Annotated in this window: 19 protein-coding genes and 1 pseudogene; 17 read left to right on the plus strand and 3 right to left on the minus strand. The window is 70.8% G+C overall.

Annotated features, from left to right (window positions below; all coding sequences use genetic code 11):
- The first annotated feature begins 3 nt into the window (after positions 1 to 3).
- The 9 genes from steA to HNR30_RS36345 all read left to right on the plus strand — a co-directional run bounded on the left by steA (position 4) and on the right by HNR30_RS36345 (position 9,283).
- Entirely contained in the window at positions 4 to 1,200 is a 1,197-nt protein-coding gene (gene steA / locus HNR30_RS36305; RefSeq protein ID WP_181614683.1) for a putative cytokinetic ring protein SteA, read from the plus strand.
- The gene (locus HNR30_RS36310; protein ID WP_181614684.1) at positions 1,197 to 2,156 is read left to right on the plus strand and encodes a copper transporter; all 960 of its coding nucleotides are present in this window, start codon (positions 1,197 to 1,199) and stop codon (positions 2,154 to 2,156) included. The genes steA and HNR30_RS36310 overlap by 4 nt, the downstream gene beginning before the upstream one ends.
- A 2-nt stretch (positions 2,157 to 2,158) precedes the next feature.
- A complete protein-coding gene (locus HNR30_RS36315; RefSeq protein ID WP_181614685.1) occupies positions 2,159 to 3,100 on the plus strand; it encodes a hypothetical protein in 942 nt (313 codons plus the stop codon).
- 67 nt (positions 3,101 to 3,167) lie between these two features.
- Complete coding sequence (gene murJ / locus HNR30_RS36320; RefSeq protein ID WP_312894891.1) at positions 3,168 to 4,793, plus strand: murein biosynthesis integral membrane protein MurJ; 1,626 nt, start codon at positions 3,168 to 3,170, stop codon at positions 4,791 to 4,793.
- A gap of 39 nt (positions 4,794 to 4,832) precedes the next feature.
- Complete coding sequence (locus HNR30_RS36325) at positions 4,833 to 6,263, plus strand: glycosyltransferase family 4 protein (RefSeq protein ID WP_181614686.1); 1,431 nt, start codon at positions 4,833 to 4,835, stop codon at positions 6,261 to 6,263.
- Between the two features lie 183 nt (positions 6,264 to 6,446).
- Positions 6,447 to 7,421, plus strand: coding sequence for a TerC family protein (locus HNR30_RS36330; protein WP_181614687.1), 975 nt, complete (start codon positions 6,447 to 6,449; stop codon positions 7,419 to 7,421).
- A 93-nt stretch (positions 7,422 to 7,514) separates the two neighbouring features.
- Positions 7,515 to 8,159: a phosphatidylserine decarboxylase gene (locus HNR30_RS36335; protein WP_181614688.1), complete on the plus strand. Its 645-nt coding sequence runs from the start codon at positions 7,515 to 7,517 to the stop codon at positions 8,157 to 8,159.
- The gene (locus HNR30_RS36340; protein WP_181614689.1) at positions 8,146 to 8,955 is read left to right on the plus strand and encodes a CDP-alcohol phosphatidyltransferase family protein; all 810 of its coding nucleotides are present in this window, start codon (positions 8,146 to 8,148) and stop codon (positions 8,953 to 8,955) included. The genes HNR30_RS36335 and HNR30_RS36340 overlap by 14 nt, the downstream gene beginning before the upstream one ends.
- A gap of 64 nt (positions 8,956 to 9,019) precedes the next feature.
- Positions 9,020 to 9,283, plus strand: coding sequence for a hypothetical protein (locus HNR30_RS36345; RefSeq protein ID WP_181614690.1), 264 nt, complete (start codon positions 9,020 to 9,022; stop codon positions 9,281 to 9,283).
- A gap of 119 nt (positions 9,284 to 9,402) precedes the next feature.
- Here the strand turns inward: HNR30_RS36345 and HNR30_RS36350 are convergent, their stop codons facing one another.
- Positions 9,403 to 10,044: an MBL fold metallo-hydrolase gene (locus HNR30_RS36350; RefSeq protein WP_181614691.1), complete on the minus strand. Its 642-nt coding sequence runs from the start codon at positions 10,042 to 10,044 to the stop codon at positions 9,403 to 9,405.
- Positions 10,041 to 10,805: a maleylpyruvate isomerase family mycothiol-dependent enzyme gene (locus HNR30_RS36355; protein WP_181614692.1), complete on the minus strand. Its 765-nt coding sequence runs from the start codon at positions 10,803 to 10,805 to the stop codon at positions 10,041 to 10,043. Before HNR30_RS36355 ends, HNR30_RS36350 begins: the two co-directional genes overlap by 4 nt.
- Before the next feature lie 211 nt (positions 10,806 to 11,016).
- Between HNR30_RS36355 and uvrA the strand changes: the two genes are divergently transcribed.
- Positions 11,017 to 13,857 carry an excinuclease ABC subunit UvrA gene (gene uvrA, locus HNR30_RS36360; protein WP_181614693.1) on the plus strand — a complete coding sequence of 947 codons (2,841 nt, stop codon included), beginning with the start codon at positions 11,017 to 11,019 and terminating at the stop codon, positions 13,855 to 13,857.
- A gap of 45 nt (positions 13,858 to 13,902) precedes the next feature.
- Here the strand turns inward: uvrA and HNR30_RS36365 are convergent, their stop codons facing one another.
- Positions 13,903 to 14,643 (minus strand): DUF2306 domain-containing protein, encoded by a 741-nt coding sequence (locus HNR30_RS36365; protein ID WP_181614694.1) that lies wholly within the window; start codon positions 14,641 to 14,643, stop codon positions 13,903 to 13,905.
- A 231-nt stretch (positions 14,644 to 14,874) separates the two neighbouring features.
- Here HNR30_RS36365 and HNR30_RS36370 point away from each other — a divergent pair, with 231 nt between their 5' ends.
- The 7 genes and pseudogenes from HNR30_RS36370 (at position 14,875) to whiA (ending at position 21,990) form a co-directional block, all read left to right on the plus strand.
- Complete coding sequence (locus HNR30_RS36370) at positions 14,875 to 15,294, plus strand: Rieske (2Fe-2S) protein (RefSeq protein ID WP_181614695.1); 420 nt, start codon at positions 14,875 to 14,877, stop codon at positions 15,292 to 15,294.
- Between the two features lie 106 nt (positions 15,295 to 15,400).
- Positions 15,401 to 15,859 (plus strand): Rieske (2Fe-2S) protein, encoded by a 459-nt coding sequence (locus HNR30_RS36375; protein ID WP_181614696.1) that lies wholly within the window; start codon positions 15,401 to 15,403, stop codon positions 15,857 to 15,859.
- A 31-nt stretch (positions 15,860 to 15,890) separates the two neighbouring features.
- Entirely contained in the window at positions 15,891 to 16,373 is a 483-nt protein-coding gene (locus HNR30_RS36380) for a Rieske (2Fe-2S) protein (protein WP_181614697.1), read from the plus strand.
- A gap of 165 nt (positions 16,374 to 16,538) precedes the next feature.
- Positions 16,539 to 18,830 (plus strand): annotated as a pseudogene (uvrC, locus tag HNR30_RS36385) (excinuclease ABC subunit UvrC); the annotation flags it as partial.
- A 14-nt stretch (positions 18,831 to 18,844) separates the two neighbouring features.
- Complete coding sequence (gene rapZ, locus HNR30_RS36390; RefSeq protein ID WP_181614699.1) at positions 18,845 to 19,708, plus strand: RNase adapter RapZ; 864 nt, start codon at positions 18,845 to 18,847, stop codon at positions 19,706 to 19,708.
- 311 nt (positions 19,709 to 20,019) lie between these two features.
- A complete protein-coding gene (locus tag HNR30_RS36395; protein ID WP_181615173.1) occupies positions 20,020 to 20,937 on the plus strand; it encodes a gluconeogenesis factor YvcK family protein in 918 nt (305 codons plus the stop codon).
- 72 nt (positions 20,938 to 21,009) lie between these two features.
- Positions 21,010 to 21,990, plus strand: coding sequence for a DNA-binding protein WhiA (gene whiA, locus HNR30_RS36400; protein WP_181614700.1), 981 nt, complete (start codon positions 21,010 to 21,012; stop codon positions 21,988 to 21,990).
- Positions 21,991 to 22,112 lie beyond the last annotated feature (122 nt).

Genomic DNA, 22,112 nt, shown 5'->3' on the forward strand with positions numbered 1-22,112 from the left:
TTGATGAAGGTACCCGGGAACAGATTGCCGGGCCTCCGCAGCAGGAAGGGCAACGACCTTCCCGGACTGACGGCAGTGGCGAGAATCGATCGCCGGACCAAGAGGCTGACCAAGCGTCTCAAGGCCGGCGAGATCGCGATCATCGATCACGTCGACGTCGACCGAGTAAGCGCGGAGGCCCTGGTCGCGTGCGGTGTCGCCGCGGTGGTCAACGTGGCCGCCGGGTGCAGTGGCCGCTACCCCAACCTCGGGCCCCAGATCCTCGTCGAGGCGGGTGTGCCGTTCGTCGACAACGCCACCCCCGAGCTGTTCGAGCGGATCAAGGACGGCGACGTCGTCAGGGTCCACGAGGGCGTCGTCTACCTCGACGACGAGATCGCCGGCAAGGGCGACGTGCAGACCCTCGAGACCGTCGAGGCCGCCATGGCGGAGGCCCGCGCCGGGCTGTCGGTGCAGATCGAGTCGTTCGCGGTCAACACCATGGAATTCGTCCGGGGTGAAGGCAAGCTCCTCATCGACGGCGTCAGCGTGCCCGAGATCAGGACCAAGATCGAAGGCCGCCACGTGCTCATCGTGGTGCGCGGCCACCACTACCGCGAAGACCTGGCCATGCTGCGCCCCTACATCAGGGAGTTCAGGCCGGTGCTCCTCGGCGTCGACGGCGGCGCCGACGCCCTGCTCGAGGCGGGCTACCTGCCCGACATGATCATCGGAGACTTCGACTCCGTCTCCACCAAGGCGCTGACCTGCGGAGCGGAGCTCGTCGTCCACGCCTACCGCGACGGCCGCGCCCCCGGCCTGGAGCGCGTCCACCAGCTCGGCCGCGAGGCCGTCGTCTTCCCGGCGATCGGCACCAGCGAAGACATCGCCATGCTCATGGCCGACGACAAGGGCGCCGAGCTGATGGTCGCCGTCGGCACCCACTGGACCCTCGAGGAGTTCCTCGACAAGGGCCGCTCGGGCATGGCCAGCACCTGGCTGACCCGCCTGCGCGTGGGCAGCAAGCTGATCGAGCCCAAGGGCGTCAGCCTGCTCTACCGCAGCAGGATCTCCCTCAGCTCGCTGATCCTCCTGGCCCTGGCCGCGCTCGTCACCATGGGCGTCGCCCTCGGCGTCTCCCCGCTCGGCCAGACGTGGCTGAACGGACTGCAGGACTTCTGGAACGGCTTCATCTTCTGGCTGGTCGGACTCTTCTCGTGATCGATTTTCGCTATCACCTCGTCTCCATCGTGGCCATCTTCCTGGCCCTGGCGACGGGCATCGTGCTGGGCACGACCCTGCTGCAGGAGCCGGCTCTCGAGTCGGCCAAGCAGGTCACCGACACCCTGACCGCCGAGAAGCAGGAGCTGCGCACCCAGCTCGACGCTCTCAACCGGCGCGAGAAGGGCAACGACGCCTTCGTCACCGCGATGACACCCCAGCTGGTCTCCGGCGACCTGACCGGGCAGCGGCTGCTGCTGGTCGACATGCCGGGCGCCACCGCCTCCCTGCGCGAACTGCAGGAGCAGGTGCTGCAGCAGGCGGGAGGGAGCATCGTCGGGCGCATCTCGCTGTCGGAGCGGTTCCTCGACTCCAACGACAACCTGCTCAACGAGTCGTCCACCACCCTCCAGCCGACCGGGGTCGCCTTCCCGCCCGACGCCACGCCGTACGACAAGGCGGGGATCGTCCTGGGCAACGCGCTGATGACCAAGGAAGACGCCACAGAGACGCTGGGCGGCCTGGCGCTCACCGCCTTCGAGAGCGGGGGGCTCATCTCCGTCGAGGACGAGATCACCGCCCGCGCCACGCTCGCGGTCGTGTTCGCCCCCGAGACGCCGTTCCAGGGGGAGACGGCCGAGGCGCAGGCCGCCGGGGTGGTCGCCCTGACCGACGGCCTCGACGCCTACGGGCGCGGCGCGCTCATCGCCTCCACCGTCACCTCCACCGCGACCGGCGGCGTGCTCGGGGCGCTGCGCGACGACGGCGACGCCTCCAAGCGGATCTCCAGCATCGACACCCTCAATATGCCCGCCGGGCGCGTCGTGGTCGTCTACGCTCTGCAGGAACAGGTGGCCGGCGGAGCCGGCCAGTACGGGATCGGCACCGGCGCCTCGGCCTTCCAGCCGCCGGTGCCCGCCGTCCCGACACCGACCCCCACCCTCTCCGGGAGCTGATCGTGGCCCGTGCGCTGCTGCACGCCCTGGCCGGCGGCGCCGTCGGCGCCGTCGCCGCCCGCGTCGCCTACACCGCCTTCACCCGGCGCGCCGCCGGCAAGGACGACCGGTGGAACCGCACCAACCACCGCGGCGAGACGCTCACCCTGCTCGAAGGCCCCGCGCTGGTCGCGGGCGCGGCGGCGGGCGCGGCCCTGACACCCGGGCTTCCCGGACGGCTGCGGCTGGCGGCGCTGGTGGCCGGCGCGGGCAGCGGCGCCCTGGGCGCCTACGACGACCTGTACGGCACGGCGTCGTCGAAGGGCTTCAAGGGGCACCTGAGCGCGCTCGCCCGCGGTGAGGTGACCAGCGGAGCGGTCAAGATCCTCGGAATCGGCGCCACGGGCATGCTGGCGGCGGGTCTGACGCGCGGCGGTGCGGGGGCGGCGCGCCCGGCATCGGACGTCGACGGCGCGTCGCTGTCCGGCGTCGCATCGGTTTCCGGCGGCGGCTTCGGCGTCTCGCCTTCCGGTGGCGGCCTCTTCGACGTGCTGGTCAACGGTGCTCTCATCGCAGGGAGCGCGAACCTGGCCAACCTCTTCGACCTGCGCCCCGGCCGGGCGATCAAGGTGGGCCTGCTCACCGGGGGCCCCCTGCTGGCCGCCGCCGTCCTGCGCGACCGGCCCGCCGCGGCGGCGCTGGCCGCGATCCCGCTGGGCGCGGCCGCCGCGCTGCTGCCCGAGGACCTGGGCGAGCGGGCCATGCTCGGCGACGCCGGAGCCAACGCCCTGGGAGCCCTCATCGGCCTGGCAGCCGCCACCCAGCTGGGGCGTCCCGGACGGCTGGCCGTCCTCGGCACCGTCGCCGCGCTGACCGCTGCCTCCGAGAAGATCAGCTTCACCAAGGTGATCGCGGGCAACCCGGCGCTCAACAAGATCGACATGCTGGGACGCCGGGCCGTCTGAGGTCCAAGACTGTCGCCGCCGTCTGCCAGGATGCATCTCTGTGGCGAAAGGACGGGGGGCTGAGCGAGTGAGCGGGCGGGCGGTCAAGACCGTCGCCGGGGCGGCGCTGCTGATCGCGGCGATCACGATGGTCGCGCGAGTGATCGGCTTCGGCCGCTACCTGGTGCAGTCGGTCACCCTCGAGAACGGCTGCCTCAACTCCGCCTACAGCACCGCCAACTACGTCCCCAACATCGTCTTCGAGCTGGTCGCCGGAGGCGCGCTGGCCGGGATGGTCGTCCCCGTGCTGTCGGCCGCCGCGGCCGACCCCGCGAGGAAGGACGAGACCGGCCGCATCGCCTCGGCGCTGCTGACCTGGGTGACGCTGGTCCTGCTGCCGCTCACCGTGGCCGTCGCGGTGTTCGCCGAGCCCATCGTGCGCCTGCTCACCCCCTCCGGCATGCAGGGGTGCGACAGCGCCCAGGTCATCGCGGTCGGCGCCGACATGCTGCTCGTCTTCGCCCCGCGCATGCTCTTCTTCGGCCTGGCCGTGGTGCTCTACGGCGTGCTGCAGGCGCACCGCCGCTTCCTCGGCCCCGCCCTGGCCCCGCTGGTCTCCAGCCTGCTCATCATCGGCTCCTACCTGGCCTTCCTGCCCGTCTCCAACGGCGCCCAGGACGACCTGTCCGCGCTGACGGAAGCCGGGGAGCTGGTGCTGTCGGTGGGGGCCACCATCGCCGCGGCGGCGATGGTCGTCACCGTGCTCGGGCCCGTGGCCAGGCTCCGGCTGCGCTGGCGGCCCACCCTCTCCTTCCCGCCCGGCGTCGCCGCCGAGGCGCGCAGGCTCGGCCTGGCGGGGCTGGCCGTCCTCATCGCCCAGCAGGTGACGCTGATCGTCGCGATCCGGCTGGCCAACAGCGCCGTCGGTGCGGTGCCGGTCTACAACTACGCGTGGGCGCTGCTGCAGCTCCCCTACGCCGTGCTCGCCGTACCCATCGGCACCAGCGCCTTCCCTTCGCTGTCCACCAAGGCGGCCAACGGCGAGAAGCAGGGCTTCGACGCCCTGTCCGCCTCGACCACGCGGGCGGTGCTGCTGCTGTCGGGGCTGGCGGCCGGGGTGATGGCGGCGGTGGCGATCCCGACGGCGCGGGTGTTCCTGGAGGGCAGGAGCGGGGCGGAGCCGGAGATGATGGCCTGGGCCGTCGCGCTGTTCGCACCCGGGCTGATCGGATACTGCCTGCTGTTCCACCTGGGGCGGGTGCTGTACTCCTCCGGCCACGGCCGGGCCGCGGCCACGGCGACGGTGACCGGATGGATGGTCACGCTCGTGTCGCAGCCGGCGCTGGTGGCCGTGATGGACTCGCCGCAGCTCGTGGTGGGGGCGCTGGCGCTGGGCAGCACGCTCGGGATGAGCGTGGGAGGGGTGCTGATCGGCCTGGCCGTACGGCGGGCGCACGGGTCCCGTGCCCTGGCCGGGCTCGGCCGGGCCCTGGCCGCGGCGGTCGCCGGGGCGGTCGTCGCGTTCCTCGCGGGCACGGCGCTGGCGTGGCCGCTTCGCGAGGCGGGGGCCGCGGCTAGCCTCGCGGTCGCGGTGGGCGCGGCCGTGCTGGCGGGTGGCGGGTTCCTGGCGGTCGCCTCCGTGGTCGACCGGGAGGACGCCAAGGCGGCACTCGGGCGCGTGCTGCGCCGGCGCGGGGTGCCCAGCGGTGGGTGATCAGTGTTGGTGGGTGGCGGTGCGGTGAGGGAGGCTTCGATGGGAGAGTCGCTTCGGGTGGCGCTGGTTCTCGGCACCACCTCGGGAGGCACGGGCAGGCACGTGCGCATGCTCGCCGCCGGGCTCGCGCGCCACGGGCACCGGGTCGTGGTGATCGGGCCCCGCAGCACGGAAGAGTCCTTCGACTTCACGGGAGCCGGGGCACGCTTCGTCGAGGTGCCCGTCTCCGATCGGCCGCACCCGGTCAACGACGCCCGCGCGGTGGCGGCGATGCGGCGCGCGACCAGGGAGGCGGATGTCGTGCACGCGCATGGGCTGCGTGCCGGAGCGCTGGCCGCGCTCGCTCTCGTCGGCGGGCGGGCGAGGCTTGTGGTGACGCTGCACAACGCGCTCACCGCCTCAGGGGCGATCGGGGCGGTCTACGGGGTGCTGGAGCGGATCGTGGCTCGCCGCGCCGACCTGGTGCTGGGCGTCTCGCGCGACCTGACGGAGCGGATGACGGCACTGGGGGCTCGCGAGGTGGGCCTGGCCGTGGTGCCCGCGCCGCCGCTCAGGCCGGTCACGCGCCCGGCCGCCGAGGTACGGGCCGAACTCCTGCGGGGCAACGGCGCCGTGGACCCAGCCGCCGGGGTGCCGGGCGGAACGGCGCCGGGCGGAACGGCGCCGGGCGGAACGGCGCCGGGCGGAACGACGCCGGGCGGGGCACAGGCAGATGGCGCGGGCTCGGGTCCCTCCGGCTCGGGTCTCGCGGGGTCGGGTCGCGCGAGCTCCGGTCTCGCAGGCGCCGATGCTGCGGGTTCGGGTGCTGCGGGCTCCGGTGCTGCGGGTTCGGGTGCTGCGGGCTCCGGTGGCGCCGGCTCGAGTCCCGCGAGCTCGGGTGGCGACAGCTCGGGCGACACCGCCTCCGGTGACACGGCCCCGCGTGTGGGAGCTGCGGCGGCGCGGGAGGGCGCGGAGCGTCCCATCGTCCTGAGCAACGTCCGCCTGGCCCAGCAAAAAGGCCTCGACCTCCTGCTCGACGCCGCCCGGGGCCCGTGGCCCGAGCCGGCGCCGCTGTTCGTGATCGCGGGTGACGGCCCCCTGCGCGAGGAGCTTCAGCGCCGCATCGACGCCGAGCACCTCCCCGTGCGCCTGCTCGGCTGGCGCGACGACGTGCCCGACCTGCTCGCCGCCGCCGACGTGGCGTTGTGGCCGAGCAGGTGGGAGGGCCAGCCCCTGTCGATGAGCGAGGCGCTCATGGCGGGCGTGCCCGTGGTCGCCACCGAGGTGGGCGGCATTCCGGACCTGCTCGCGGGTGCCGGGCTGCTGGTGCCGTACGGCGACGCGGCGGCGATGGGCCGTGCCGTACAGCAGGCTCTGCGGCGGCGGGAGGGGCTCGCGCGGGCGTCGGCCGAGCGCGGCAGCGCGCTTCCTGACGAGAGGGCGGCGATTGACGCAGTTTTGACGGTCTACCCCGTGAGGGGAAGATAAAGGGCTGGTTCGGCGTTCCCCTATACTGCTTGGGTTAGGGAGGGGAGTATCCCTTCGCGGCAGCCTCGTCATCACGGTGCAGCCCGATTCCATCGGGCCCCCGGGGCTGCCGGTCCGCACGCTATCGGGCTGGCGGGAGAGACCTCCGGTCGTCTGTCATGCGCGCCGGAAGGTTAGTGAACCGTGGTCGTACCTATGTGGGCGTGGATCGCCGTCATCGCCGGATTGCTGGTCGTCATCGCCGTTGATCTATGGATCGTCGACCGCGGCGAGGCCAAAGAGTTCACCATGCGCCAGGCGGGCTTCTGGGTGACGTTCTACGTCGCCTTGGCGGTCGCGTTCGGCATCGTGATGTGGATCTGGGGCGGCGGACAGGTGGCCGGTGAGTTCTTCGCCGGTTACATCACGGAATACTCGTTGTCCGTCGACAACCTGTTCATCTTCTTCATCATCATGAGCAGGTTCGCGGTGCCGCGCGAATACCAGCACAAGGTGCTGCTGGTCGGCATCCTGATGGCGCTGGTGATGCGCGGCATCTTCATCGCGCTCGGCGCCACGGCCCTCGAGCGGTTCTCCTGGCTGTTCTACGTGTTCGGCGCCTTCCTGGTGTACACCGCGATCAACATCGTGCGCGGCCACCTCAAGGGCGACGACGAGGAGTTCAAGGAGAACGCCCTGCTCCGCTGGGTGCGCCGGGCCTTCCCGACCACCCCGACCTATGTCGGCTCCAAGGTGACCGTCAAGATCGACGGCAGGCGCATGGTCACCCCGATGCTGATCGTGATGGTCGCCATCGGCTCCACCGACCTGCTGTTCGCGCTCGACTCGATCCCGGCCATCTTCGGCCTGACGCAGGACCCGTTCATCGTCTTCACCGCCAACGCGTTCGCCCTGATGGGACTACGTCAGCTGTACTTCCTGCTGGGTGGTCTGCTGGAGCGGCTGGTCTACATCAGCTACGGCCTCGCGTTCATCCTCGCTTTCATCGGGGTTAAGCTGGTATTCCACGCGCTGCACGAAAGCGGCGTCGCGTGGGCACCTGAGATCTCGATCACGGTCTCACTCGCCGTGATCGCCGCCACGATGGTCATCACCACCGTGGCCAGCCTCCTGAAGTCCAGGAGCGACAAGAAGAAGGCCGAACTGCCGCAGGGGTAGCGAAACGGCCCGTGAGGCGCTTTGCTTGTGAGGTTGCGCCACGTGATAGGTAACATCACGGCGAAGCGCCAGTCCGTAGTCACCGTCTAAAGGTTGTCCGTGTCAGATTCCGCTAAGCCCGGGCGCGTTCGTCTCGCCCGTGGTGTCACTCCGTGGTTCCTTCCGACGGTCGCCGCGGCGGCGACCACTGCGCTGCTGTCCGCCAAGGACAAGCGCTGGGCGCTGGCGGCCGTGCCGCTCACGGCGCTCACGGGAGGCATGCTCTGGTTCTTCCGCGACCCCGAGAGGGATCCCGGACTGGGCCGCGTTCTTTCGCCCGCCGACGGCGTCGTGCAGAGCATCGACCCGTGGCCCGACGGCCGCACCCGGGTCGCGATCTTCATGAGCCCGCTGAACGTCCACGTCAACCGCGCTCCCCTTGCGGGGACCGTCACTTCCGTGGAGCATGTGGCGGGTGGGTTCCTGCCGGCGTTCAACAAGGACAGTGACCAGAACGAGCGCGTGGTGTGGCATTTCGACACCGCGCTCGGCGACATCGAGATGGTGCAGATCGCGGGCGCGGTGGCGCGCCGGATCGTGCCGTACCTGACCGCGGGCGCCAAGGTCGTCCAGACCGAGCGCATCGGGCTCATCAGGTTCGGCTCGCGTGTCGACATCTACCTTCCCGAAGGCATCTCTCCGGCGGTCACCGTCGGGGAGAAGACGACAGCGGGGGTGACCAGAATTGACCGCGGCTGACGCGGGACGCTGGGAGGAGACCGCCGACGAGCCCCAGGGGCCCGTCGGAAAGGCCTTCCGGCTCTCGGCTGCCGACTCGCTGTCGCTGGGCAACGCCCTGTGCGGCTTCCTGTCCGTGTGCGTCATGGCCACGGCGGCGATCCAGTCGCTGCAGGCGGGCCACGGGCTGAAGGTCGAGCCGCGCTTCTTCGCGACCGCGGTCGTGCTCCTGCTCATCGGCGCCACCTGTGACCTGTTCGACGGCTTGGTGGCCCGGCGTTTCCGCGCCTCGGCCATGGGCGCGGAGCTCGACAACCTGGCCGACGTGATCAGCTTCGGCTTCGCGCCGGCCTTCATGGTCGTGATCTGGGGCAGTTCGTCCGGCGATCTGCAGCTGTGGAGCGTCCTGCTGGTCGCGGGCGCCATCCTGCTCGCCGGCGTCGTCCGGCTGGCGCGTTTCGCCTGCGTCAAGACCAAGAGCGGCGACTTCATGGGCCTGCCCATCCCGATGGGCGCCATGACGGTCATCTCGATCATCATGCTCTTCACCACGCCCAACTACCTGGTGCTGGCCGCCCTGCTGGGCGTCGCGTGGCTGATGGTCAGCCGCATCGAGTATCCCAAGCCGAAAGGCCAGCTGCTGGCCGTCGTGCTGGCCTGGATCCTGGTCAACGTCGCCTTCCTGACCTTCTGGGTGGCCTTCCCCGAGAACGGCGACCTGCCCATCAAGGTCGGCGGCGCGATGCAGATCGCGCTGGTGGCGGCCATCCCGCTGCGCATGCTGTTCTACAAGCGCGAGAAGCGCAAGGTCAGCTGAACGACCGACGACTTCTTCTTCGATGGCCGGGGACATTTGCCCGGCCATCGGGTTTCATGGCCTCATGCGCGAGCACACCCGCACCTACTTCCTGGGCCGGCTGGCCGACGAGCTCGAGGCGCGGGGGCTTGAGGTGACGCTCCGATCGGATCCGCCGGCGCTCAAGGTCAGCAGTGCGGAGTCGGCCATGCTCACCGAGACCGTCGACTGCGTGCCGCTGTCGGACGGCTGGTTCTACCGCTGGTCGTGGGGCGAGGTGCTGGGCCTGGCCGACGATCCGGAAGGAGCCGCGCAACGCATCGCGCGGCTCTTCCAATTCCGCGTCTGAACAGGGCCGCGTCCCGGCCGATCGCCTGAGCGCCGCTTCTGGCCGCGAAGCCAGAGTGCCGCCTCCGGCCGCGAAGCCCCTGAGCGAGGCGCTTCCGGCCGCGACGCCTGAGTGGGCCGTTACCAGCCGCGCTCCCTCCACTCCGCCAGCGACGGGCGCTCGGCGCCGAGCGTGGAGTCCTTGCCATGGCCCGGGTAGAACCACGTCTCGTCGGGCAGCCGCTCGAACAGCCGCTGCACCACGTCGTCGAACAGCTGCGTGAACCGCTCGGGATCCTTGTTGGTGTTGCCCACACCCCCGGGGAACAGCGAGTCGCCCGTGAACAGGTGACCGTTGTAGTGCAGCGCGATCGAGCCGGGCGTGTGGCCGCGCAGGTGGATCACCTCCAGCTCCACCTCCCCGACGGCGATCTTGTCGCCGTGCTCGACGGTGCGGTCGGCCGCGACGGGCAGGGCGGGGGCGTCGAGCGGATGGGCGACGGTCTTCGCACCGGTCACCCTGGTCATCTGCTCCAGCGCCTGCCAGTGGTCGCCGTGCTGGTGGGTGGTGACGATCGTGTCGAGCGAACCGCCGTCGAGCAGGGCGAGCAGCCGGTCGGCGTCGTTGGCCGCGTCGACGAGGAGCTGCTGTCCGGTCGCCGTGCAGCGGAGCAGGTAGGCGTTGTTCTCCCAGGGACCCACGGCCAGCTTGGTGATCGTCAGCTCGGGAAGTTCGCGCACGTCGGCCGGCCCGCCGACCTGGACGTCGCCGCTGTAAGTCATGGGTACTCCTCCGGGGGTGCTGCGGGCAGATCGGCGGGCGCCGTGGTGACCATCCAGGGTGGTGGCGATGGCGGCCCGCCCTTACCGGACACCACACTAACCCCCTCGCCTGCCGACCGCCCGGTGAGCCAGGCGAGGACATCCGCCGCCGATCCCGCGACCGCCGGGCCGTCGCCGAGGCCGCCGAACACCCCGCCGCCCGGTGACGGCAGGTGGATCTCGCTGATCGTGCTCATGCCGTACGGCCAGCAGGCCAGGCAATCGTGCAGCTCCCGGAGTGCGAAGGGTTCGGGCCAGTCCCGCGGGCCGTACCCGGCGGCGAGGTCGACGTGGTGGTAGCGCACCTCGCGGATCCTGCGCACCAGCAGGTACCAGCCGGGGTGCGGCGGAGGGAGCATGCCGCTGACCGTGCCCTGCCATGCGGAGGCGGGCATCGAGGCGATCTCGCCGGCCAGCCGTACGGACGTGGAGGTGAGGTCGGCCAGTTGCTCGGCGGCGGGGCGGCCGGCGCCGTGCTCGATCTCGGCCTCGCGGGTCTCGGGTGAGGGGTACTGCGGTGTCGGCTCGCCGGTGCGCGCCCAGGTGAGCAGGCGCACGATGCTCTCGGCGTTACGGGACAGATGGGTGAGCACGTGCCCGCGCGACCATCCGGGAAGCGCGGAAGGGGCGGCCACCTCGGCGTCGCCGAGGCGGGCGGCGGTGGCCTGGAGGTCGTCGGTGGCGTCGGCCAGTTCCCTCGAAAGCAAGGTGATGAGGGTCATGTGCCGATATTTCACCATGGCATAAAGCCGCACGCAGCAGGGTTGTACCTCTGAAGGCGGGGTGGCCCTATCCGGGAAGCCGTAGTCTGGAGGGGCCGCTGATTTTTGGCTGGCGCTTTCTGGCCGGTGGGTTGAGCGCGGCCCAAAATTGTCGGACCCCCCGCCTATCATCCCCGTGGACCTATCCACTCTCTACAGATCCGGGATCGCCGTGGCAGACCGCTTGATCGTGCGTGGGGCACGAGAGCACAACCTCAAGGACGTCTCGCTTGACCTTCCGCGAGACTCCCTGATCGTTTTCACCGGCCTGTCCGGCTCGGGCAAGTCGAGCCTGGCCTTCGACACGATCTTCGCCGAGGGCCAGCGGCGTTACGTCGAGTCGTTGTCCTCCTACGCGCGCCAGTTCCTGGGCCAGATGGACAAGCCCGACGTCGACTTCATCGAGGGACTGTCGCCGGCCGTCTCCATCGACCAGAAGTCCACCAGCCGCAACCCCCGCTCGACCGTCGGCACGATCACCGAGGTCTACGACTACCTGCGGCTGCTGTGGGCCCGCATCGGCAAGCCGCACTGCCCGGTGTGCGCCAGGCCGATCGCGCGCCAGACGCCGCAGCAGATCGTCGACCGCGTGATGGAGCTCGACGAGGGCACCCGCTTCCAGGTGCTCGCGCCGGTGATCAGAGAGCGCAAGGGCGAATACGCCGAGCTCTTCCGCGAGCTGCAGACCAAGGGCTTCGCCAGGGCGCGCGTCGACGGCACCGTCATCAGGCTGGAAGAGCCGCCGACGCTGAAGAAGTACGAGAAGCACACCATCGAGGTGATCGTCGACCGGCTCGCGGTCAAGGCCTCCTCGGCCAGGCGGCTCAACGACTCGGTCGAGACCGCGCTGCAGCTGTCCGGCGGCACGATCACGCTGGAGTTCGTCGACCTGCCGGAAGACGACCCCAACCGCGAGCGCTTCTACTCCGAGCACCTCTACTGCCCCTACGACGACCTGTCGTTCGAGGAGCTCGAGCCGCGCTCGTTCTCCTTCAACTCGCCCTTCGGCGCCTGTCCCGAGTGCACGGGCCTGGGCACCAAGATGGAGGTCGACCCCGACCTGGTCGTGCCCGACCCCGAGAAGAGTCTCGACGAGGGCGCGCTGCACCCCTGGTCGGGCGGGCACACGACCGAATACTTCGGCCGCCTCATCGAGGCCCTCGGCCTGGCCATGGGCTTCACCATGGACACCCCGTGGGAGAAGCTGCCGAAGAAGGCGCAGAAGTCCCTGCTGTTCGGTCACGACGAGCAGGTCCACGTGCGCTACTCCAACCGTTACGGCAGGCAGCGCGCCTACTACACCACCTACGAGGGCGTCATCGCCTGGGTGCAGCGCCGCCACGCCGAGGCCGAGAGCGACGCCACCCGCGAGCGCTTCGAGGGCTACATGCGCGAGGTGCCGTGCCCGGCCTGCAAGGGCGCGCGGCTCAAGCCGGTCTCGCTGGCCGTCACCGTGGCCGGCAAGTCGATCGCCGAGGTCTCGGGCATGTCGATCGGCGAGTGCGCCGGCTTCCTGGCCGAGCTGAAGCTGTCCGACCGCGACATGCAGATCGCCGAGCGGGTGGTCAAGGAGATCAACGCCCGGATGGGCTTCCTGCTCGACGTCGGCCTCGACTACCTGACCATGGACCGGGCGGCGGGCACGCTGGCCGGCGGCGAGGCGCAGCGCATCCGGCTGGCCACCCAGATCGGCTCGGGGCTCGTGGGCGTGCTCTACGTCCTCGACGAGCCCTCCATCGGCCTGCACCAGCGCGACAACATGCGGTTGCTCGACACGCTGATCCGCCTGCGCGACATGGGCAACACCCTGATCGTCGTCGAGCACGACGAAGACACGATCGAGGCGGCCGACTGGATCGTCGACATCGGCCCGGGCGCGGGCGAGCACGGCGGCCAGGTCGTCGTCTCCGGCACCGTCCAGGACCTGCTGACCTCGGAGGAGTCGCTCACCGGCGCCTACCTGTCGGGACGGCGCTCCATCGTGGTGCCGCCGATCCGCCGCCCGCGCAACAAGAAGCGGCAGATCTCGGTGAAGGGCGCGCGCGAGCACAACCTCACCGGCGTCGACGTCGACTTCCCGCTCGGCGTCTTCACCGCGGTCACCGGCGTCTCCGGCTCGGGCAAGTCGACGCTCGTCAACGACATCCTCTACAACGCCCTGGCCAAGGAGCTCAACGGCGCGCGTACGGTTCCCGGCCGCCACTCGCGCGTCACCGGCATGGACCAGGTCGACAAGGTCGTCCACGTCGACCAGTCGCCGATCGGGCGCACCCCGCGCTCCAACCCGGCGACCTACACCGGTGTCTTCGACCACGTGCGCAAGCTCTTCGCCGCCACCACCGAGGCCAAGGTCCGCGGCTACCAGCCGGGGCGGTTCAGCTTCAACGTCAAGGGCGGGCGCTGCGAGGCGTGCTCCGGCGACGGCACGATCAAGATCGAGATGAACTTCCTTCCCGACGTCTACGTGCCGTGCGAGGTCTGCCACGGGGCCCGCTACAACCGCGAGACCCTCGAGGTCCACTACAAGGGCAAGACGATCGCCGAGGTCCTCGACATGCCGATCGAGGAGGCCCTGGGCTTCTTCGAGGCCATCCCGGCCATCAAGCGCCACCTCCAGACGCTCAACGACGTCGGCCTGGGATACGTCCGGCTCGGGCAGCCCGCCACGACGTTGTCCGGCGGCGAGGCGCAGCGAGTCAAGCTCGCCTCCGAGCTCCAGCGGCGGCAGACCGGGCGCACCATCTACGTGCTCGACGAGCCGACCACCGGCCTGCACTTCGAAGACATCCGGCGCCTGCTCGGCGTGCTCGGACGCCTGGTCGACGGCGGCAACACGGTCATCGTCATCGAGCACAACCTCGACGTCATCAAGACGGCCGACTGGCTCATCGACATGGGACCCGAGGGCGGCTCGCGCGGAGGCACCGTGGTCGCCACCGGCACGCCGGAGGAGGTCGCCATGGTGGAGGCGTCGCACACCGGGCGGTTCCTGAAGAAGATCCTCGAGCTGTGACCCGGGTACGGCGGGGCGTCGTGCCCCGCCGTACCCTCCTAAAGGTCAGATCGCGGCACGGCGCCTGGCGCGGCGGCGGGAGGCGTCGCGTTCGAGCCACCACTCGGCGGCCAGGAGCGGCAGCACCCATCCCAGCCAGGTGTTCATTCCCGCGGCGGCCTCCGTCAGCCACGCGGGGTTGCCGGCGTAGCGGGGCACCTCCGACAGGCTGAGGATGGTGACCACGCCCCACAGGCGGTTGGTGATGATCGACATGCACAGCGCGAAGCTGCGCACCATCCACCTGCGGTGTTCGGCGAAACGACGGTGGCGGGCCAGGCGGAAGCCGACGAACGTGTAGCCCAGCCACAGCAGCGCCAGGAGCACGTCGCTGGCCATCGCCACCGGGCCGAAAGGGGTGGCGATCCCGATGACCAGGCCCATCAGGCCCGACGGGAGCACGCCGGCGAAGACGTACACCCGGCCGATGCGGCGATGCGCCGCCGGGTGACGGTTGCGGAACCAGGGCCAGATCTGCAGGCAGCAGCTGACCATGGCGATCGAGCCGAAGATCACGTGCAGCGAGAGCATGACGAAGTGCGGGGGGAACCACTCGGGGGCGGGAACGCGTGACCGGGTCGCGTCCAGGCTGAGGTAGGGCGGCAGCGAGAAGGCCAGGAAGGCGGCGACCACGACGAACAGTGGTGCCACCCAGGGGCGGCGCCACCAGCGCGGGGCTGCGGGCGGGCGTCGTGGGGCGGTGACGGAGGCGTCGGGCGTTCCGGGATCGGGGGTGATCGTCGTCATGACCGCGACGGTGCACCCTGCCGCTGACCGCTCGCCCACCGTGCGCTGACCGTGGGGGCACGGCACAGGGCAGACGACGGTAGGCGGGCTCCACCGGGGGCCTGGTCCTTGGATTCCCGCCCTTGATCTTGGCCACGCCCCCCGGATCACGGACCGGTCACCCCCGCCCATAAAGTTGTGTGACAGCAAAGGCCCCGTATGGCGTGGGCAACGGGGGAATCTGGAGGCAACATGTCGATCGGGGGTTCCGGCATGCCCGGAGTCGGGCGGCGCGAGGTTCTGGGCGCGGCCGGGGCGGCGGTGTGCGGGGTGGCGCTCGCCGGGTGCGGCGGCAACGCCAAGCCCAACGTCGCCGGCATCAAGGGCAAGGTGATCGCCAAGACGGCCGACGTGCCGGTCGGCGGCGGCGCCCTGATCGCCAAGTGGAAGATCGTCATCACCCAGCCCACCGCCGGCGTCTACAAGGCCTTCAGCGCCGCCTGCCCCCACAAGGGCTGCTCGGTCAGCAAGCCCAAGGACGGCAAGATGACCTGCCCCTGCCACGGCAGCCAGTTCTCCGCCGAGACCGGCCAGTGCCTCAAGGGCCCGGCCGACGCCCCGCTCACCGCCTACCAGGTGAAGGTCGAGGGCGACGGGCTCATCCTCGTCTGAACCGGTAATTCTCCCTAGTTCCGCCACTTCCGTTCCGCCAGGCTGAACCAGCGTCACGGCGCGAGCCGTACCTGAAGAAGAAAGACCAACCTGGGAGGAACGGATCATGGGTGACACGACACGTCGCGCGGTGATGCTCGGAACCGGGGGCGCCGGCCTGGCGGCCCTGCTGACCGCCTGCTCCGGCTACGGTCAGCCGGCCGCCGACACCAGCGCGGAGGTCGAGCCCACCGGCGACGCGGGCGGCGGCGCCGAGTCGAAGGCGCCCAAGAAGAAGGCGGCGGGTCTGGCCAAGACCGGCGACATCCCCGAAGGCGGCGGCAAGATCTTCAAGGACGAGAAGGTCGTCATCACCCAGCCGAAGGCCGGCGAGTTCAAGGCGTTCAGCGCCACCTGCACCCACCAGGGATGCACCGTGGGCAGCATCTCCAACGGCACGATCAACTGCCCATGCCACGGCAGCACCTTCAACATCGCCGACGGGTCCGTCGCCAGCGGGCCCGCACAGAAGCCGCTCCCGGAAATGGGGATAAATGTGGACGGTGACTCGATCACCCTTTCATGAATTTTTAACGAGCCTGCGCTTGGCTGATCGCATGCGAGAGCAATCACAGACGCGCAGGGCCGTCATCGCGGGCGTGGGAGTCGGCGGGCTGGCCGTGGCCATCGCCGCCTGCGGTGGCGAGACCACCACCGGCGGAGCCACGAGCGGCGCCACCAGCGAGGCCGCCTCGCCGACCACGCCCGCCTCCTCCGCCCAGGCCACCAGCGGAGGCGGCGGCGGCAGCGGGAGCGGCGCACTGGCCACGACCGCCGACATCCCCGTGGGAGGCGGCGCGGTCTTCAAGGACCAGAAGGTCGTCATCACCCAGCCGACGGCGGGTGAGTTCAAGGGATTCAGCGCCGTGTGCACGCATCAGGGGTGCATCGTCGCCAGCGTGGCCAACGGGGAGATCGTGTGCCCGTGCCACGGCGGGAAGTACAAGATCACCGATGGTTCCGTGGTCGCGGGGCCGCCGCCGAAGCCGCTCCCCGAGCAGGCGATCACGGTGGAGGGTGACAACATCTCGCTGGCCTGACCGGGCCTGCGCGGGTCGCTTCACCGAGCGCTGAGCCCGGGCGGGTGCCGTGCCGATCACGGCTCGCCCGGGCTACGCCGCGTTCGGGGCTCTGCCGTACGGCACGCGGCCCGGCACCCGCTTCTGGGGTCCCCTGACACTCGAGCGCGACCCCGATTGTCAGTCATGGCCGATAGGCTCGGGGACGTGGCGAGCACCTTGAGTTTCCGGCCCCGACCGGGGTCCATCCCCGACGAACCAGGCGTCTACCGGTTCCGCGACTCGGGCTCCCGCGTGATCTACGTGGGCAAGGCCAAGAGCCTGCGGCAGCGGCTCAACTCCTACTTCGCCGACTTCGCCGCCCTGCACCCCCGCACCCAGACGATGCTCTCCACCGCCGCCGCCGTCGACTGGACCGTGGTCGGCACCGAGGTCGAGGCGCTGCAGCTCGAATACTCCTGGATCAAGGAGTTCGACCCCCGCTTCAACGTCAAGTATCGCGACGACAAGTCCTACCCCTACCTGGCGGTCACGCTGGCCGAGGAGTATCCGCGCGTCCAGGTGATGCGCGGCGCGCGCAGGAAGGGCAACCGCTACTTCGGCCCCTACTCCCACGCCTGGGCGATCCGCGAGACGGTCGACCTGCTGCTCAGGGTCTTCCCGGTGCGCACCTGCAGCTCCGGGGTGTTCAAGCGGGCCGGTCAGATCGGCCGGCCGTGCCTGCTCGGCTACATCGACAAGTGCTCCGCGCCCTGCGTCGGACGGGTGACGGAGCAGGAGCACCGGGCGCTGGCCGAAGACTTCTGCGACTTCATGGCGGGCAACACCGGGCGTTTCATCAAGCGGCTCGAGAAGGAGATGCGCGAAGCCGCCGGCGAGATGGAGTACGAAAAGGCGGCGCGCATCCGCGACGACATCCAGGCGCTGCAGCGCGCGCTGGAGAAGCAGGCGGTGGTGCTGGGCGAGGCCACCGACGCCGACGTGATCGCGCTCGCCGAGGACCAGCTCGAAGCCGCCGTCCAGGTGTTCTACGTGCGCGGTGGGCGCATCCGCGGACAGCGCGGATGGGTCGTCGACAAGGTCGAGGAGACCACACCCGCCGAGCTCGTCGAACACTTCCTCCTGCAGATCTACGCCGAGGCCGAGATTCCGCGCGAGGTGCTCGTGCCCTCGCTGCCGCCCGACGTCGACGCCGTCACCGAACTGCTGGCCGAGCAGCGCGGCGCCCGGGTGGCGATCAGGGTGCCGCAGCGGGGCGACAAGAAGGCGCTCATGGAGACGGTCGAGCGCAACGCCAAGGAGTCGCTCGTCCAGCACAAGGTGCGCCGCGCCAGCGACCTGACCACGCGCAGCCAGGCTCTGCAGGAGATCGCCGAGGCGCTGGAGCTCGACCAGGCGCCGCTGCGCATCGAGTGCTACGACGTCTCCCACCTGCAGGGGGAGAACGTGGTGGCGTCGATGGTGGTGTTCGAGGACGGGCTGGCGCGCAAGAGCGAATACCGGCGGTTCGCGGTGAAGACCAAGGAAGGCGACGTCGCCTCGATCTACGAGGTGATCCAGCGGCGGTTCAAGCGCTATCTGGAGGAGAGGTCGGCGACCGGGGAGCTCGCGCCGGATCCGGGGGCGGGCGGGCTGTCGTCCGACGAGGCGGAGGTCTTCGAGTCGGCCGTCTCCGAGCCCCACCGCGTCACCGGCCCGGGAGGCGGCCGGGCGTTCGAGCGCGGCTCGGCTGGCGCCGGAGAGCGGGGCCGCGACAGCCGTACGGCAGGCGGCACGCAGCGCACGGGCGCCGAGGGCGGCGCGGCCCGTGGCGCCGCGCCCCAGGATGACGAAGGTACGGCGGGCGGCGCCGGGGTGGTGAGCGGTGGTGAGCGTGGCACGGCGGGCGGATCGGCCGATGTCGCCAGGGAGCCCGCGCCCGTCGCGGTCGCCGGTGGGGCGGCGGCGCGCAAGCGCAGGCGGCGCGGCGAGGTCGAGCCGCTCGGCGACGAGGTCGATCGCGCGGCCGGCCCCATCGACCCCGAGACCGGCAGGCCGCGCAAGTTCGCCTACCCCCCGAACCTGGTGGTGGTCGACGGCGGCCCCGCCCAGGCGGCGGCGGCCCAGCGGGCGCTCGACGAGCTCGGCATCGACGACGTCAGCGTCTGCGGCCTGGCCAAACGCCTCGAAGAGGTCTGGGTGCCCGGCGACGACCAGCCCGTCATCATGGCCCGTTCGAGCGAGGGACTCTACCTCCTGCAACGGGTCCGTGACGAGGCGCACAGGTTCGCCATCACTTACCATCGATCCAAGAGGGCCAAGAGCCTCAAGGAGAGCGCTCTCGACAGCGTGCCGGGCCTAGGGCCGGCACGCAAGCAGGCCCTGCTGAAGCATTTCGGGTCGGTGAAGCGGCTGCGCGAGGCGAGCGTCACTGAGATCTGCGAGGTCCAGGGCATCGGGCCCGCGATCGCCGAAGTGATCGTCGCGACTCTGAAAGGGGAGGGATAGGTCCCATGAGCGAGCCGGCATTCGTCATCGTCACCGGCATGTCGGGGGCGGGGCGGAGCACTGCCGCCAAGGCCCTGGAGGACTTGAGCTGGTTCGTCATCGACAACCTGCCGCCGGGCCTGCTGTTCGCCATGGCCGAGGAGGCGGGCCGGGTCAAGCTGGCCGCCGACAAGGTGGCCGCCGTGGTCGACGTGCGCAGCCTCGCCTTCACCACCGACCTCAACGCCGCCATCGAGGAGCTCGAGGGCCGCGGCGTGCCGGTGCGCGTCGTCTTCCTGGAGGCGGGCGACGAGGAACTGGTCAAGCGGTTCGAGAACGTCAGGCGCCCGCACCCGCTCCAGGGTGAGGGGCGGCTCGTCGACGGCATCGCGCGCGAGCGCGGCATCCTGCGCGAGGTGCGGGCCAACGCCGACCTCGTCATCGACACCTCGTCGCTCAACGTGCACGAGCTGCGCAACAAGATCGTCGCCTACTTCGGCGGCGAGCAGCGGCCCGGGCTGCGGGTCAACGTCGTGTCGTTCGGGTTCAAGTACGGCCTGCCGGTCGACGCCGACCTGGTCGTCGACTGCCGCTTCCTGCCCAACCCGCACTGGGTGCCCGAACTGCGGCCCATGAACGGGCTGGAGCCCCCGGTGCGCGACTACGTGCTCAACCAGCGGGGCGCCAAGGAGTTCCTCGACGCCTACGAAGAGGTGCTCGGGGTCGTCGCCGCAGGTTACACACGTGAGGGCAAGAGCTACGCGACCCTGGCCGTCGGGTGCACCGGCGGCAAGCACCGCAGCGTCGCCATGGCCGAGCAGATCGCCGGCCGGTTGCGCGACCGCGGCATGGAGGTCCAGGTCAGCCACCGGGATGTGGGCCGCGAGTGACCGACGTACCCCACGCCCTCGGCGCCGCTTCCCCCAGCACAGCGGCAGGCACCGAGGCGGCTGCCGTCGCGTGCCCGTTTTCTGGTGATAGTGGCGGAGTTGTGATGGAGGAGCTCGACAACCGGGCCGCTGCCGTACCCCCTGCGGAAGCCGTATTGAGCGACGCCGGGGCAACGGAACAGGTGGCGGCCAGGCCTGGTGACGGCGGGACGCGGGGGCGGGACGCGGGCGCGGAGGACAGTGGCGGGCAGGTGGCGGTCGTGCCGTCGAAGGAGCGGCCAGGTCCCGCGCGGGTGAGTGGCGGACCGCGGGTGGTGGCGCTGGGCGGCGGTCACGGCCTGTACGCCTCGCTCTCCGCCCTGCGCGCCGTCACCAGCGAGCTGACCGCCATCGTCACCGTCGCCGACGACGGCGGCTCCAGCGGACGGCTCAGGCGCGAGCTCGGCGTCCTGCCGCCCGGCGACCTGCGCATGGCCCTGGCGGCGCTCTGCGGCGACGACGAATGGGGCAGCACCTGGAGCGAGGTGGTGCAGCACCGCTTCAGGAGCGAGGGCGAGCTCCACGGCCACGCGGTCGGCAACCTGCTGATCGTGGCCCTGTGGGAGCTGCTCGGCGACCCGGTCAAGGGCTTGGAGTGGGTCGGCAGGCTCCTGGGCGCCCACGGCAGGGTGCTGCCGATGGCGAGCGTGCCGCTCGACATCGTCGCCGAGGTGGAGCTCGACGGGCGCATCAGCACGGTCAGGGGCCAGGTGGCGTGCGCGCTCACGCCGGGCCGCGTGCAGTCGATCTCGCTGGTGCCCGAGAACCCTCCCGCCAGGCCGGAGGCCGTCGAGGCGATCATGCAGGCTGACTGGGTGATCTTCGGTCCGGGCAGCTGGTTCACCAGCGTGCTGCCGCACCTGATGGTGCCCGAGCTGGCCAGGGCGCTGCACGACACGAAGGCGCGCAGGCTGGTGACGCTGAACCTGGCGCCGCAGCCGGGCGAGACGGACGACTTCTCCCCGCAACAGCACCTCGAGGTGCTCCGGCAGCACGCTCCCGAGCTGCCGATCGACGTGGTCCTGGCCGACGCGCAGATCGTCGACGACCGGGGCGCGCTCGACAAGGCGGCCGCGACAATGGGCGCCAGACTGGTCATGTCGGACGTTGCCGCGCAAGACGGATCGGCACGTCATGACCCACGACGTCTTGCCTCCGTCCTGGACGAGATTTTCCTCCAGAAGCGTTGATCCTGGTCGTCGCGCCCCAAAGGTGCGAGAGACTGCTGAGGAGCAAGTCTTAGTGGGGGAGGACTAACGCTTATGGCGATGACAGGTGTAGTGAAGGACGAGCTGAGCCGACTGCCGGTGTTGAAGCCTTGCTGCCGCAAGGCGGAGGTGTCGACGCTGCTGCGGTTCGCGAGCGGGCTGCACCTGGTCGGCGGGCGCATCGTGATCGAGGCCGAACTCGACACCAACGCCACGGCGCGGCGGCTGATCAAGGACATCGGCGAGGTTTTCGGGCACAAGGCCGAGGTCATGGTGCTCGCACCCGCCGGGCTGCGCAAGGGCTCGCGCTACGTGGTGCGCGTCTACAAGGACGGCGAGGCGCTGGCCAGGCAGACGGGCCTCATCGACAACCACGGCCGCCCGGTGCGCGGCCTGCCGCGCCAGGTGGTCTCCGGCGCGTCCTGCGACGCCGAGGCGGCCTGGCGGGGGGCGTTCCTCGCCCACGGTTCGCTCACCGAGCCCGGCAGGTCGATGTCGCTCGAGGTGACCTGCCCGGGGCCCGAGGCGGCACTGGCGCTCGTCGGATCGGCGCGCCGCCTGAAGATCCACGCCAAGGCGCGCGAGGTGCGCGGCGTCGACCGCGTCGTGGTACGCGACGGTGACGCCATCAGCGCCCTGCTCACCCGCCTGGGCGCTCACGACAGCGTGCTGGCCTGGGAGGAGCGGCGCATGCGCCGCGAGGTGCGCGCGACCGCCAACCGGCTGGCCAACTTCGACGACGCCAACCTGCGCCGCTCGGCCCGCGCCGCCGTGGCGGCCGGAGCGCGGGTGCAGCGGGCCCTGGAGATTCTCGCCGACGACGCGCCCGAGCACCTGGTGACGGCCGGGCGGCTGCGCGTCGAGCACAAGCAGGCCTCCCTGGAGGAGCTCGGCCAGCTGGCCGACCCGCCGCTGACCAAGGACGCCATCGCGGGCCGCATCAGGCGGCTGCTGGCCATGGCCGACAAGCGGGCCTCCGACATGGGGATCCCCAACACGGAGGCGAACCTCACGGCCGACATGCTCGCGCCGTAACGCGCCGTGAGGCTGAGACGAACGGGTCGCGCGCAGGGCGGGCGGCCCGTTGTCGTCTTCCCCGTGGGGTCGTGCGTAAGGGGCGCGGCTCGTTGTCGTCTCCCGCGGGTGAGGGTGATGGC

Source organism: Nonomuraea soli (assembly GCF_013761175.1).
Lineage (GTDB): Bacteria > Actinomycetota > Actinomycetes > Streptosporangiales > Streptosporangiaceae > Nonomuraea > Nonomuraea soli.